This is a genomic window from Pseudomonas sp. F220 (assembly GCF_057813935.1).
Window position 1 is genome coordinate 1 of sequence record NZ_JBVASJ010000047.1, and the last position, 12,997, is coordinate 12,997.

12 protein-coding genes and 2 pseudogenes are annotated in these 12,997 nt (G+C 56.2%); 5 read left to right on the forward strand and 9 right to left on the reverse strand.

Annotated features, from left to right (window positions below; translation table 11 throughout):
- Positions 1–127: 127 nt before the first annotated feature.
- Positions 128–749, forward strand: a pseudogene (locus ACZYSM_RS26170) (IS3 family transposase); the annotation flags it as partial.
- Between the two features lie 104 nt (positions 750–853).
- Here the strand turns inward: ACZYSM_RS26170 and ACZYSM_RS26175 are convergent.
- The 5 genes and pseudogenes from ACZYSM_RS26175 to ACZYSM_RS26195 all read right to left on the reverse strand — a co-directional run bounded on the left by ACZYSM_RS26175 (position 854) and on the right by ACZYSM_RS26195 (position 4,622).
- The gene (locus ACZYSM_RS26175) at positions 854–1,021 is read right to left on the reverse strand and encodes a hypothetical protein (RefSeq protein WP_489076084.1); all 168 of its coding nucleotides are present in this window, start codon (positions 1,019–1,021) and stop codon (positions 854–856) included.
- Between the two features lie 34 nt (positions 1,022–1,055).
- On the reverse strand, positions 1,056–2,765 hold the full coding sequence (locus tag ACZYSM_RS26180; RefSeq protein ID WP_489076143.1) for an O-linked N-acetylglucosamine transferase family protein: 1,710 nt from the start codon (positions 2,763–2,765) through the stop codon (positions 1,056–1,058).
- Positions 2,766–3,048: 283 nt separating this feature from the next.
- Positions 3,049–3,159 (reverse strand): annotated as a pseudogene (locus ACZYSM_RS26185) (recombinase family protein); the annotation flags it as partial.
- Positions 3,160–3,384: 225 nt separating this feature from the next.
- Positions 3,385–4,332 carry a DUF6625 family protein gene (locus ACZYSM_RS26190; protein WP_489076145.1) on the reverse strand — a complete coding sequence of 316 codons (948 nt, stop codon included), beginning with the start codon at positions 4,330–4,332 and terminating at the stop codon, positions 3,385–3,387.
- 140 nt (positions 4,333–4,472) lie between these two features.
- Positions 4,473–4,622, reverse strand: a complete 150-nt coding sequence (locus ACZYSM_RS26195; protein ID WP_489076086.1) for a hypothetical protein — start codon at positions 4,620–4,622, stop codon at positions 4,473–4,475.
- A gap of 412 nt (positions 4,623–5,034) precedes the next feature.
- Between ACZYSM_RS26195 and ACZYSM_RS26200 the strand changes: the two genes are divergently transcribed.
- The 4 genes from ACZYSM_RS26200 to ACZYSM_RS26215 all read left to right on the forward strand — a co-directional run bounded on the left by ACZYSM_RS26200 (position 5,035) and on the right by ACZYSM_RS26215 (position 10,303).
- Positions 5,035–6,639, forward strand: coding sequence for a response regulator (locus tag ACZYSM_RS26200; RefSeq protein WP_489076087.1), 1,605 nt, complete (start codon positions 5,035–5,037; stop codon positions 6,637–6,639).
- Positions 6,636–7,328, forward strand: a complete 693-nt coding sequence (locus ACZYSM_RS26205) for a sensor histidine kinase (protein WP_489076089.1) — start codon at positions 6,636–6,638, stop codon at positions 7,326–7,328. Before ACZYSM_RS26200 ends, ACZYSM_RS26205 begins: the two co-directional genes overlap by 4 nt.
- Before the next feature lie 285 nt (positions 7,329–7,613).
- Complete coding sequence (locus ACZYSM_RS26210) at positions 7,614–8,855, forward strand: glutamine synthetase family protein (RefSeq protein WP_489076147.1); 1,242 nt, start codon at positions 7,614–7,616, stop codon at positions 8,853–8,855.
- 71 nt (positions 8,856–8,926) lie between these two features.
- Complete coding sequence (locus ACZYSM_RS26215; RefSeq protein WP_489076091.1) at positions 8,927–10,303, forward strand: MFS transporter; 1,377 nt, start codon at positions 8,927–8,929, stop codon at positions 10,301–10,303.
- Between the two features lie 66 nt (positions 10,304–10,369).
- Here the strand turns inward: ACZYSM_RS26215 and ACZYSM_RS26220 are convergent, their stop codons facing one another.
- The 4 genes from ACZYSM_RS26220 to flgA form a co-directional block, all read right to left on the reverse strand.
- Positions 10,370–11,116 (reverse strand): flagellar brake protein, encoded by a 747-nt coding sequence (locus tag ACZYSM_RS26220; RefSeq protein WP_489076093.1) that lies wholly within the window; start codon positions 11,114–11,116, stop codon positions 10,370–10,372.
- 92 nt (positions 11,117–11,208) lie between these two features.
- A complete protein-coding gene (locus ACZYSM_RS26225; RefSeq protein WP_489076095.1) occupies positions 11,209–11,676 on the reverse strand; it encodes a flagella synthesis protein FlgN in 468 nt (155 codons plus the stop codon).
- 48 nt (positions 11,677–11,724) lie between these two features.
- Positions 11,725–12,051, reverse strand: coding sequence for a flagellar biosynthesis anti-sigma factor FlgM (flgM, locus tag ACZYSM_RS26230; RefSeq protein ID WP_489076097.1), 327 nt, complete (start codon positions 12,049–12,051; stop codon positions 11,725–11,727).
- 151 nt (positions 12,052–12,202) lie between these two features.
- Entirely contained in the window at positions 12,203–12,964 is a 762-nt protein-coding gene (gene flgA, locus ACZYSM_RS26235; RefSeq protein WP_489076099.1) for a flagellar basal body P-ring formation chaperone FlgA, read from the reverse strand.
- Positions 12,965–12,997: the final 33 nt, after the last annotated feature.

Sequence of the window (12,997 nt, forward strand, 5' to 3'; positions counted from 1 at the left end):
AAACGATGCATCGCCGATGGTAGTGTGGGGTTTCCCCATGTGAGAGTAGGTCATCGTCAAGATTAAATTCCGAAACCCCTATCTGCGTATGCAGGTAGGGGTTTTGTTTTGCCTGCAGGAAAAGTTGACCTATTCGTCCAAACGTAACGCGTTGCGCGCCAAGGGCATGGAAGTAGGCCTTTATAAAATCCGTCGCCTGATGCGTGCCAATGGCCTGCATTCGGCCTGGAAGCGCAAGTTTGTGCACACAACCGATAGCAAGCATGACCTGCCGATTACCGAGAATGTGCTGAATCGTCAATTTGAACCCGAGGCAGCGAACAAGGCCTGGGTGACAGACATTACCTACATCCGGACCCGTACCGGCTGGTTGTACCTGGCCGTGGTGCTGGACTTGTTCTCACGCAAGATAGTGGGCTGGTCCATGGCCCCGAACATGCCTGCTGAGCTGGTGTGTAGTGCAATGCAGCTGGCGGTTGCTCAGCGTCAACCGCCACCAGGTCTGATTGCCCACTCGGATCGCCGCAGCCAATACGCGAGCGCGGGCTACAGATTGTTGCTGGCGCGAAATGACATGCAGAAAAGCATGAGCCGCAAAGGTAACTGCTGGGACACTCAGTGATGGAGCGCTTCTTCCTGAGTTTGAAGATGGAGCGGGTCTGACGGCGCGATTACGCCAACCACGCCGAAGCGATCCGTGACATCACTGAATACACCGTTGGGTTTACAACAACGAGCGGCTGCACTAGAAACTGGGATATCTGCCACCGACCGTTTATGAACGGGCGATGGCGTCGAAATCACCTATTAAGGTGTCTGGTATTAGTTGACCACTGCATCTCTAACCGGGCCACTATTTGCGTACCGCATAAAGCTCCATTTGGGCTTTATATCGGTTTGGAACTGCAAAATCAGCAACCTCAAAACCACTGTTAGTTAATAGAGCAATTAATCGATCTCGACTGAAATTATGATAATGCTCAATTTCTTGCCAGTAAGGATTGACTTTAGCTGCATCCATGACCTTCCAGCTTGAAGATGTTAAATCAGGCATGCTAATGACAAGCAACACCACCAGGGCGCAGTACTTGTGCCGCCTTGTGTAACGCCTCTTGCGGATAGGGAATATGCTCAAGAACATCCATCATTGAGATGACATCGAGCACGACCTCAACTTTCAACGTCATGAAATCATGTTGCATTGCATTGAAGCCCAGTTCTTGAATCCGGGTTACAGATTCGGCTCGAGCATCCAATCCCACAGCGGCAAAACCGTAATCTCCGGCTGTCATGATCAATGCGCCGTCGCCGCACCCCACGTCCAACCAAATCGGCCGACCAGCCTGATTCGCTACTGCCCGATAGCCACCAAGCAATCCCATGGCCTTATCCACCACTGGAACCCATATCGCTCGCTTGGCGTCATGGCTAGAAGCTTCTGCGAGCTGACTGGCGTTTGCATTGCGAAAGACTTCGGCCAGGCCTGCTTCCGTCCAGTAGTGCCGGTTATGGACATGTCCGCACGACGGGCACTGCATCCACTCTATGGTGCGTGGCAAGGGTTCGTGCCACAAGCCATGCAGAGTACAGTTGGCAGCCCCCAGGGTGACACTGGCGCCCTCGCACAAGGGGCAGGCCGGGTAGGACGCTTGCAATGGCGACGCCGTTGCATCGATGTCCGGAAGACCGGTCAATTGCGGCTCTACTGATCCGCAGTCTGGCACATCGATATGTTCGTCCGCCGCACCGCTACGATGCTGCTGCGTCATCATTTCGATCGCCGTTTCGAAGTTGCGGGTAAAGCGCAGGGTATCGAACAGAGGTGAAGTCAGGCGATTGCTGGCGATCTTGTGGCGAAGGGCCGCCCGATAATCTGCATCAGTACCGATGTGTTTCGCGATGCGTACCATTTCGTCATGATCAGCGCCCACCAATTCCGGCAGATCTATCGCGTTGAGCAGGCTTTCGCTGACGCGCGATGGGAAATGCTGCCCTCGAGAGGTAATCACGGGAACGCTTGCCCAGAGCGCATCTGAAGTGGTGGTGTGTCCATTGCACACCTGCGTGTCGAGGACGGCGTCCGCCAGCTGTAAACGTGCAAGATGCTCTTGGGGCGCAGCAAACGGCGCGAAGATCAACCGTCCCGGCTCAATGCCGGCAAGCTGCGCGTGGCGCGACAGGTTCGCTATCGCAGCTTCGCTTTGACCTAGCAGCCAGAGCACACTGTCCGGCACCTCAGTCAATACGCGCAGCCAGATGGCAAAACTGGAGCGATCAATTTTGTATGACTGGTTAAAGGCGCCGAACACGACCTTGCCATCCGGGAGTCCATGTGCGGCCCTTGTGCCAGGTTCCGAGGCGGCAAAGCGCTTGCGGTCATTGCACTGGTAGGTGTGCGGCAAACGACAAAATTTCTCGGTGTAATGCGGCGTGCTGCTGTCAGGTGTCACAAATCGGTCTGAAACGATGTAGTCGATATCGGCGTTGGCCGCACTGCCAGGGTACCCCAGGTAAGCGGCCTGAAGCGACGCGGGCCGGTAAGCCAGAATGCCCGGACGGCCACCCCCCGGGTAAAGTTTCAGGTCAAACAGGATATCCAGCTGATCTTCTGCGACACGGGCTGCGGCCTGCTTGTCGCTCAGCGAGTGGATTTCGACGTGATGTTCGACCGCGCCGAGAAAGCGTTGCCGGTATTCGGAATTATCGAAAGCGCTGTAGTCGTACGCAAAGACCTCGAAGCGTTCCCGGTCGTGGGATTCAAGCAGGCCGGCACATCAGGTGCATGGTCGTATGGTTGCGGAAATCACATGACAGATAGCTGACACAAATGCGCACATCCGCGACTCAACGCAGCGCTAAGTCTCGCTATGTCATCGACACGGTTATTGAAATCTTTAGCAACAATCCGAACAAGTTAGCGTTGCCCCTTCCCCGTACCCAGCATTTGCTCAGAGCACTGTTTACTCGCCCTAGGCTGGCTGGTTCATTCGGAATCCAGGGGGTTATCCCCTCGTTTTCCTACACGTCAGAGGGGAGGGGCAGCAGCTACACGCTGGCAATTGCCTGGTCGTGATCTGCAGCAAACTGCTCGAGCGATTCGCAGGAGCGGCCGGCGTTCTGTTCTTCGGTCGATGCTCTGAGGTATGCGCGGATGAACATGATGGATGCCTGCCGTAGAGATGCGTGGGCTGACCGGTGTGCCGGTTATCATTGGCGCTGGAGTGCGTATGCAAACTGGAATGTGCAGGCGGCAGTGGATGACGTGGTGAGCGCGCTGAAATTTGCGGGCGCTATCATTGGCGCCGTTGTCGCGCTAGTGGCACTTCTTTAGCCCGCAAGATTGGCCGACTCCGCAAAAGTGTGGAGTCGGTGCCAAGCTATCGTCTATGGCAGTGCTGGCGCCTGACGCTGTTGGTTTGCGCTGGCTGCGTGAGGCTGGCGAGCCGATTTATGGTCAAAGCCAATGAACCCCGTCGCGTCTATTTCCCAAGCACCTTCCTGCGCCAGCTTCAGCACGTACTCAGGGTTCGGCTTCGGTAACCGAGACCATTCATTGCCCTTCCAGACAGTAAAGTGGAAATACGGAAACATCCGGTCGCCGTCGCGATCATTGGTCAAGTGGCCATCACGCCAATACCAATTAAGAGGGAAATTTTCACTGCTGTCATGCCATTTGATCACGCCACCTGGAGTGCTGAATGACTCCGTGAATTCGCTGCGCCGCCGCAATGGATAGAGCTGGCCGACAAACTTGAACAGCGGTTTCGGGAAGTTCTTGTGCCGAATGAAAACCCGACTGAAGTCCTTTTCATCAAATGCGTAGTGCTTATGATCGGTAAACCGTTGCTTCCAGTTCTCAACTTTCATGAACAGCTCACGAGTGCCGGAGTTGTTGCGCATCAAGCACAAGTGGCCCGAGACACGGCGCTCATGAGTGGAAAACAAGTCATAGCGAGCCAAACGTTCGGCGGTGAAATACGAGCGCAAGTCACCATAGACAAGGTCCAGATCACCGAACGCCCAAAAGTCGTACCCGTCCAGATTTTTGGCATGGATAAGCCCTAGCGCTGGCTTGATATCGCACAGCTTGTAAGCTGCGGGCGGATCGAAATTGATCCCCAGCTGCTTCGATACCAACTGACAATATCCCTTGAAACTGATGGGCTCAATTTTGACATTGGGCGGTAGATTTCCCGGGCTGCCGCAGTCACTAAACAGCAACCAGTCAATATCTGAGTTGCGTCGGCAGCTTTCCAGAAAAAATGGCATCCAAAACGGCCAGCGACCAAAATAAGGAATCACAAAAAGAATGCGTGGGTCGGGATGCCTCACAAAGAACTCCATTTTGAATCACGAAATTTCGCAACGTGTGATGCTATTGAATAAAGGTTGCAGGTTAAAGTGAAAAAGCGAAGCGTGGGCCTGGTTTTCAGGAAATAGGGTCCTGCGCTGCGGTGTTATCGGCCACCAGACTAAGCCGTCAGCGATTCCAGTCTTAGCATCAGCGAGGATGTATGAGGGTTGTGGTGCCACAAACAGATGACCTCAGCGATGGCAAATAATTCATCGGTGTCCAATTCAATGATCAGGATTTTCAAAAGCGATTTGTCTTCATCGTGCATGCCAGATTTCCTCGTTGCGGTTGTACTGGTAGAGCGAATCGCCAGCCGTTGAGCTGTCAGAACGCTAATACGTCAGATGGCGCAACTCAGAGGGCGCTCGCAATCCCACTGGCTACTCAGTCGAGCCACGTTGCGAGGTAAATAGGTGATTACTTGCTCGGTACCTATAAGGGAATGCCGCACGTGGCCGATAACCCGATGGGCAGCTCTTCTGCGCAGCTGTCCCGATGCCAGGGAAACCCGTAGATCGAGCCCAAAGCGTGCGGCAGGCAAGAGCAATCGAAGGTCTGTGTAAAGTCGCTTGATAGCCTATGGCTACTAGCTATCATCTGCGCGCCGAAATGGGCAGCGAAGCTGAGCGCGTCCTTGCATTTGCCTTTGGGTTCATCTTCTTACTTGGCTGGAATCTTCGATGCTGGCGTACCACCAAAAAAACTTTTTGATCGTCGATGATTTCTCTGACTTCCGTAATTCGGTCAGGTCCATGTTGCGCGAGCTGGGTGTCAAGGACGTAGACACTGCCGACACGGGGGAGCAGGCGCTACGCATGTGTGCACAGAAGCGCTACGACTTCATCCTGCAGGATTACCATCTTGGGGACGGGAGGAAGAACGGTCAGCAGGTGCTCGAAGACTTGATGGTCGACAAGCTGATCAGCCATGAAAGCGTGTTTGTCATGGTCACCGCCGAGAGCAGCCAGGCCATGGTGCTCAGTGCCCTTGAGCACGAGCCGGATGCCTACCTGACCAAACCCTTCAATCGCGCAGGCTTAGCCCAGCGGTTGGAGAAGCTGGTGCAGCGCAAGAATTTGCTCAAGCCGATCCTGCAAGCCCTCGACCGGGGTAAACCCACCGAAGTCCTGGCTGCTTGCGCCGCCCTTTGCAAGCAGGAGCCGCGGTTTGCTCCGCTGTGCCTGCGTTTCAGGGCTGACGCCCTGCGGGATATGAATCAGCATGAGGCGCTGGAGCGCTTCCTCAATGCCATTCTGGCAGATCGCCCTTTGCCTTGGGCCTATGCGGGGTTGGGTCGGTTGCTGTTCAAGCGAGGCCAGGTCAGTCAGGCACAGACCGTGTACGAAACGGCGTTGAAGGCCTTCCCTATGATGCCGGCGCTCTACGACGGAATGGCTGATGTGCTGGTCGCCCAAGGAAACACCAAAGGAGCACAGCGTGTGCTGGAGGAGGCCGTTCGTTTGTCGCCACTGGCTGTGCGCCGCCAATCGCTGCTCGGCAAACTGGCGTTGGCTAACGAAGATTTTGAAAGCGCGTCGAAAGCCTATCGCCAGGCGGTGTCCCAAGGACAGCAGTCACGTTTCAAGGACCCGGAGAGTAATCTCGGTCTGGCTCAGGCGTTGATCAGTAAAGGCAGTGAAAGAGGGCTGGATACCCGGACCCGGCTGGAGGTCAATCAGACCCTGAGCGCGGTTGCCAAAGAGAACGTCAACGATCAAGGGCTGCAGGTGCGCGCACGGCTGATGAAAGCCACCAGCCTGTTGCTCAACGATGCCGAAACCGCCGAGAAACTGACTGAACAGGCGATGGCCCGTCTTGAGGGGATGGAGCAATTCATGAGCGCCGAGGCGGCGCTCTTGGTTGCCAGGCAACTCCAGCAGTTGGGTCAGGCGGAGGCCGGTGCGTCGATGCTGAAAAGCTGTGCGGAAATCTACGGTGACGACCCAGTGGTGATGCAGGGTATTGCCAAGCTGACCGACGACCCGGCGATTCTCAATTCCGGCAACGCCGCGGCCGATCTAAACCGCCAGGGCGTGCGCAGTTACAAGGCGGGCACCCTGATCGAAGCCCGGGAGCTATTCCGCGGCGCCCTGTTGTTGCAGCCGAAGAACATCAGTATTGCCTTGAACATGGCGCAATCGCTGTTGCACGGTGCTGATGCCAGTTCCGACACGGCATTGCTCGAAGAGTGCCGGACCTGCTTGAAAATGGTGGGCATGATGCCTGAGAGCGACGCGCGCTATCCGCGTTTCCAGAAGCTGCGAAGCAAGGCGTTTGGCGAATGAACGACAGTGATAACGGGCTCGATTTCTCGACGGTAATTGCCTCCACCGTGCACGACATGAAGAATTCCCTGGCCATGCTCATGCAGGCCCATGCTCAGTGGCTTGCACGTTTGCCTGATACCCAGCAGCAAGCCGGCGAGCAGGGCGTAATCGAATACGAGTTCGCTCACCTCAATGGCATGCTGGTGCAGTTGTTGGGGTTGTACAAACTGGGCGTCAACCAACTGCCGTTGAAGCCTGACTACCATGAGCTGGATGACTTCATCGAAGCGCAGTTGGCCAGTCATCAGGACGTGTTCAAAAGCCGCGGCATCGTCGTGACCTATGAGGTCGATCCCTTGAGTCCTCTCGGTTTCTTCGATCGGGAGCTGATCGCCTCCGTACTGGCCAACAGCATCAATAACGCCATCCGCTATGCCCGTCATGCTCTGTTGATCAGCGTGCACGACGAGGCCGGGCAACTGGTGTTGAGCATTAACGATGATGGGGACGGTTATCCGGCGCAGATGATCGAGCGTCAGGCGGATTATGTACAGGGCATCAACCAGGGGAGTGGCAGCACCGGCCTGGGCCTGTATTTCGCCGCGCGCATTGCGCAACAGCATCAGCGCAACGGTGTGCGTGGGCGTACCGAGATCAGCAACGGCGGCCTCTTGGGGGGCGGGTTGTTTAGCCTCTACCTTCCTTGAGTGGCCCCGCTGGCGACAAAACCCGTCCTGCGAAATCCTGAATTATCGTTTCAGCCGTCACTTTATGATGGTCCTGCGCCTTGTATTGCCGCTTTTTGCGTGTGCTGCTTGATATTCCGAACAGCCGAAGCCTATTTTGTACGGGTCGCCGTTAGCGGTTTGCACAACAACAAGGATTGAGTCATGACTACCGATGGCCACAGTTCACTCGCGCAGCGATTGACGGGCATTGATGAGATTGAATGTGTCACACCAGATCTTAATGGTGTGCCTCGGGGCAAGGTGATGACCGCTGAGGGGTTTCTCGAAGGGCGGCGGTTGCAGATGGCGCGGGGAGTGCTGTTGCAATGCATCATGGGCGGTTATCCGCCGGCGCGTTTTTACGGCAGCGATGACGGTGATCTGGCGCTCAACGCTGATCCGAAACATATCCATCGTTTGCCCTGGAGCAAGCAGCCACGGGCTTTGGCGATTTGCGATGCGGATGAGTTGACCGGCGAAAGCTCTCGCCTCTCGACTCGCGGCCAGCTCAAAGCGGTGATCGCGCGTTACGCGGCGCGAGGCCTGGCGCCGGTGGTGGCGACTGAGCTTGAGTTCTTCATATTTGCACCGAACACCGACCCGACCCAGCCATTCCTGCCGCCGGTAGGTCTGGACGGGCGTCGTGAGGAAGGTCATTCGGCTTTCAGCGTCAGTTCCAATAACGGCTTGCGGCCGTTCTTCAGTGAAGTGTATGAGTGCATGGCGGCTCTGGGTTTGCCGCGCGATACGTTCATGCACGAGATGGGTATCAGCCAGTTCGAGATCAATCTGTTGCACGGCGATCCGTTGCTGCTGGCCGACCAGACTTTCCTGTTCAAGCACTTGCTCAAGGAAGTCGCGCTCAAGCATGGTTTGACGGTGGTCTGCATGGCCAAGCCGTTGGCACATACGCCGGGCAGCTCAATGCATATTCACCAAAGCATTGTGGAGTTGGGTACCGGGCGTAACGTGTTCAGCGATGATGCCGGTGAGCCGACCGCGACCTTCCGCCATTTCATCGGTGGCCAGCAAGCGGCTATGGCAGATTTCACCGCACTTTTTGCGCCGAACGTGAACTCTTATCAGCGCTTGTGCCATCCTTACGCTTCGCCGAACAATGCCTGTTGGTCCCACGACAATCGGGCTGCGGGATTGCGGATTCCGGCAAGCTCGCCAGTGGCGCGACGGGTCGAGAATCGTTTGCCGGGTGCCGATGCCAACCCTTATCTGGCGATTGCGGCGAGCCTTGCTGCCGGACTTCACGGCATAGAAAACGAGTTGGAGCCGACCTCGGCGATTCAGGGGGAATTTGAAGTGCCGGAAAGTTTGTCGTTACCTTGTACCTTGCATGCGGCTCTTGAGCGTCTGAAACGTAGCCAATTGGCGAAGGAACTGTTCGGCAAGGAGTTCATCGAAGGCTACATTGCTTCGAAGACCATGGAGCTGAGCAGCTTCTATGATGAAATCACTCCCTGGGAGCGGCGTGTTTTAGCAGCCCAGGCATAACCGACCCGTCGCCGTCGGGCTATCGTTCTTGATAGCCCGATACTCAATTCAAGGAGCCGCTCGGAACGCCGATGCGCCAAATCTGGAAATCCTTTCGAGCGCTTTATTTCGCCTCGCTGATGATGCTTATCGGCTCGGGCTTACTCAGTACTTACCTGGCGTTGCGCCTGGCTGCCGACCATGTCGACGGTCTGTGGGTGGGTGCGTTGATGGCATCCAACTATTTTGGCCTGGTGCTGGGCGGGAAAATTGGTCACCGGCTGATTGCCCGGGTCGGGCATATCCGGGCTTATGCGACCTGCGCCGGGATTGTCGGCGCGGCGGTGCTGGGCCATGGTCTGGTGAATTGGTTGCCGGCCTGGCTGTTCCTGCGGATGATCGTCGGCCTGGGCATGATGTGTCAGTACATGGTCATCGAGAGCTGGCTGAATGAGCAGGCCGAAGCCAAACAGCGTGGCCTGGTGTTCAGTGGCTACATGATTGCTTCCTACCTCGGGCTGGTTTTGGGTCAGCTGATTCTGGTCATGCACCCGGAACTGGGTCTGGAATTGCTGATGCTGGTCGCACTGTGTTTTGCCTTGTGTCTGGTGCCTGTCGCCATGACCCGGCGTATTCACCCGGCGCCTCTGCATCCGGCACCGATGGAGCCGCGTTTTTTTATGAAGCGTGTGCCGCAATCGTTGAGTACCGTTCTGGGGGCGGGGTTGATCGTCGGTTCGTTCTACGGTCTGGCGCCGTTGTACGCCTCTCAGCAAGGGCTTTCCACGGAACAGGTCGGACTGTTCATGGGGAGTTGCATCTTTGCAGGTTTGGTGGTGCAGTGGCCGCTGGGTTGGTTGTCGGATCGCTATGATCGGGCGCTGTTGATCCGTTGTTTTGCGTTTTGTCTGGCGGTGGCCGCGTTGCCTCTGGCGATCATGCCTCAGGTGCCACTTGAGATACTGTTTATCGCCGGTTTCTTGTGTTCATTGGTGCAGTTCTGTCTGTATCCCTTGGCGGTGGCATTTTCCAATGACCATGTTGAAGGCGATCGGCGGGTGTCGCTGACGGCGATGCTGCTGGTGACTTACGGTGTCGGCGCAAGCATCGGGCCGCTGGCGGCGGGTGTGCTGATGAAGCTGTTCGGCAGTCATATGCTCTATGCGTTCTTCAGCTTTTTCGCGCTGGTGCTGGTGTGGCGTATTCGGCCTAAGGCTGTGACCAACCTGCATCAGGTCGACGATGCGCCTCTGCATCACGTGGCCATGCCAGACAGTATGTCGAGCTCGCCTTTGGTGGCGGCGCTTGACCCTCGGGTCGACGAGCAGGTTGTACAGGATCAGATGCAAAACCCGGTAAATCCTGAGCCTGAGCCGGCCCCTGAGTCGGACCCTGATCCTGACTCTGACGCACCGCCTGAGGAGCCAGGAGAGGATCACCCCCACGGCCTCAGTGCAGCAAGGCCCTAGCCGTCTTGAAACGAAAAACGGGCAGTCACCGAAAGGGATTGCCCGTTTTTTATTGAGGTGTCAGGTTCAGAGATCGTCTTTATCGAAGCGGCGTGCTTCACGCTGAAGCTGATAGACGAAACGCTCGACTTGCCGTTGCACCAGACCGCTCATGTTGTGAAAACGTACCCCGGCGAAGGTCGTGTCGATACGCTCTTCGTGATGCAGATAGCGCAATTCAACCGGCGCGGTCATGTTGCCGAAGGGCAGGGCGGCGATGAAGCGGTCATAGACCTCGCCTAACTGCAGGCGGTCAGAGATGTCGCCGTCAAAGCGCAACTTGCAGCCGGTAGCCGAAATATCCAGCAGTTTGCCGTTTACCGGAGCCTTGAGTTTTTCGCCGCCGAGCTCGATGTTGACCAGTTGAGCCAGTTTCAGAGCCGCGCGAAATGCATTGCGACGTTGGTGATAGACCACTTCGACAGGCATCGCGCCGCGATAGCAGCGAGTGCCATTGGATTCGTCGATCGTCAGTGTGCCATTGCCATCCCAGGCAATCCGCACACCGTCATGGAAACCCTCGACGCGGTAGGCTTCGCCATTGAGCAGAAAGCGCTCGCCATCGCGAGGAATCATTTCGTCCAGAGCGAGCGTGTTGCTGTCTCGATCGACTTCGACCAGATAGCTCTGAAAGCGCTGGCTGCGCTCGTGGAAAGTGATGATCAGTGGATCATGGCTCTCTTGCAGCAGCCGCAGATTAGCGGCGATTTCCAAAGGGGTAGTGAGCACCTTCGGTGGCTGCGAAGCATCTTCCGCGTTTAAGGCATTGAACACGGTTCATCAATCTCCAGACAAAATACGACACGCAAAAGCCGGCATTTTGCCAGCATGTTTCGCGCCTTGATAGAGCGCGCTCATCTCTGATTTCAAGCCTGGCTGAGTGGGCGGGGCTTCGCAAGCCTGGAGGTTGATCCGCGGGCATCATAAAGGGCAGGAGGTTCACCACCGGTGAGGATCTTCAGCTGATTGGCTGTGGTGGCTTGCTGGACCTGGATCGAGCGACCGTTGAGTTCGTTGGCTGCCTGACAGTTGGCCAGAAGCTGATTGAGCTCATCGCTCTGAGTCAGCAGTTGATCGCCAATGGACGATTGCCCTGCAAGTTGTTCCAGACCGCTTCGATTGGCGGGCAGGTTCATACTGATGAGGATCTGACTGCGTAAACGCCCATGCTGTTCAAGCAAAATGATCAGCGCCTGTTTCTGCGCGAGAATATCTTCGAGCAACGGCATGTCGCGACCGTGCAAAGCGAGGGACTCCGTTTGCAGCAACTCCAGCAAGTGTTGGGCTGGAGCAAGATCGTCAGTGATCAGTTGCAGTAAATTAGTGTCGTGCATGGCTGGCCTTGGGTTTTAAGCGTCCAAAAGCCTGGCGCAGGCCTTTGGCTAGCGCTGGGCTTCGAAGTTGAGCAGTTTGCTGGCTACACGGTTGCTGTCGACTTTATAGCTGCCATCGGCAATCGCTTGCTTCAACTCAGCCACACGGGCTTTGTCGACAGCAGGTTGATCGCGCAGCGTGTCAGTGACCTTCTGCAACTGTTGAGCCTCATTGCTAAGGTGTACCGATTCCCCGCTTTTGCTGGTACTGGTCTGTTCGACCGGGGTATTCACCGGCGCGGACTTGCCGGCGTCGCCGGTTTCCTTGCTGCCGCTGGTACGCGTACTGCTTGTGAGTAAGGGGGAGCTATTTAGACGGCTGAAATCGATGACCATGATAAAAAACCTCTGGGTATTTGGACGCTTGCCATGTTTTCGGCCATACCCGGAAAAACTTTAGACTCAATTATCGCTGAGATCGCGCGCGCTCGGCTCTTGCCTTGCTTGAGGCTCAGTTTAGGGAACGCCTGAGCGTAGCGCCAGTTCTCTACATGGCAACTTCAACCTGGCCCGGCGCGGTTACACGCGCTTTGATCACGCGTTGAGAGTTCAGATTCTTGACTCTGATCTGTTCGCTCAGGCCGCCGTTGGACAACGCCTCGCCCGGCATTCGGACATTGAGCGTACCGCTGCGGGCGGAGATCACCACTTGATCGCCTTTGCGAACGACTTCCGCCTGTTCCATGTGGACCAGGGTGATGACCTGATCGCTGACCATTGGTCGGACGAGTTTCTGACCGATGGCTTGATCGACAGAGGTCAGATAGCTCTGATTGATCTGGCTGATGTCCCGCTCGCGTAGGGTGACATCCTCGGGAGCAATAATTGCGGCGCGTTTAAGAGGGCGAGTGGTGGTGACAACCTCTCGAAACAGACGGACCTGAGCGGGAACGAAGACCGTCCAGGGGGAGGCTCCGTCGCAGCGCACCTTTACGGTCACACGGCCCAACGGCTGCGCCGGACTCTCCAGTGTCGCTGTCAATTCCTTGTCGCAAAACGGCATGCGCAAGCGAGGATCAAGCTGGCTGACCTGTATCTCATAGCGTCCTTGCGTTTGACTGGTCGCCAGATAGTCTTCTACGGTGAATTCAAGAAAGCCTTGGGTGACGCCGATAAGCATATCAGGCAAGGTGACCGAATCAGCAAGGGCAGGGCTGCCAACGTTGAAAAAGCATAGCGCTGCCAATGCGCAAAGTGATTTGCGGTACGTTGATGTCAGGCGTCGGGAAAATGTCGTTTTTGCGTTCATGGCAGTTAAAAAGCAAGCCCCGTGCCGTTTAGC

Coding starts and splice junctions, on each gene's coding strand:
- ACZYSM_RS26175 (WP_489076084.1), bottom strand. CDS start 1,021: ATGGATGCAGCTAAAGTCAATCCTTACTGGCAAGAAATTGAGCATTAT.
- ACZYSM_RS26195 (WP_489076086.1), bottom strand. CDS start 4,622: ATGCACGATGAAGACAAATCGCTTTTGAAAATCCTGATCATTGAATTG.
- ACZYSM_RS26200 (WP_489076087.1), top strand. CDS start 5,035: ATGCTGGCGTACCACCAAAAAAACTTTTTGATCGTCGATGATTTCTCT.
- ACZYSM_RS26205 (WP_489076089.1), top strand. CDS start 6,636: ATGAACGACAGTGATAACGGGCTCGATTTCTCGACGGTAATTGCCTCC.
- ACZYSM_RS26210 (WP_489076147.1), top strand. CDS start 7,614: ATGACCGCTGAGGGGTTTCTCGAAGGGCGGCGGTTGCAGATGGCGCGG.
- ACZYSM_RS26215 (WP_489076091.1), top strand. CDS start 8,927: ATGCGCCAAATCTGGAAATCCTTTCGAGCGCTTTATTTCGCCTCGCTG.
- ACZYSM_RS26225 (WP_489076095.1), bottom strand. CDS start 11,676: ATGCACGACACTAATTTACTGCAACTGATCACTGACGATCTTGCTCCA.
- flgM (WP_489076097.1), bottom strand. CDS start 12,051: ATGGTCATCGATTTCAGCCGTCTAAATAGCTCCCCCTTACTCACAAGC.
- flgA (WP_489076099.1), bottom strand. CDS start 12,964: ATGAACGCAAAAACGACATTTTCCCGACGCCTGACATCAACGTACCGC.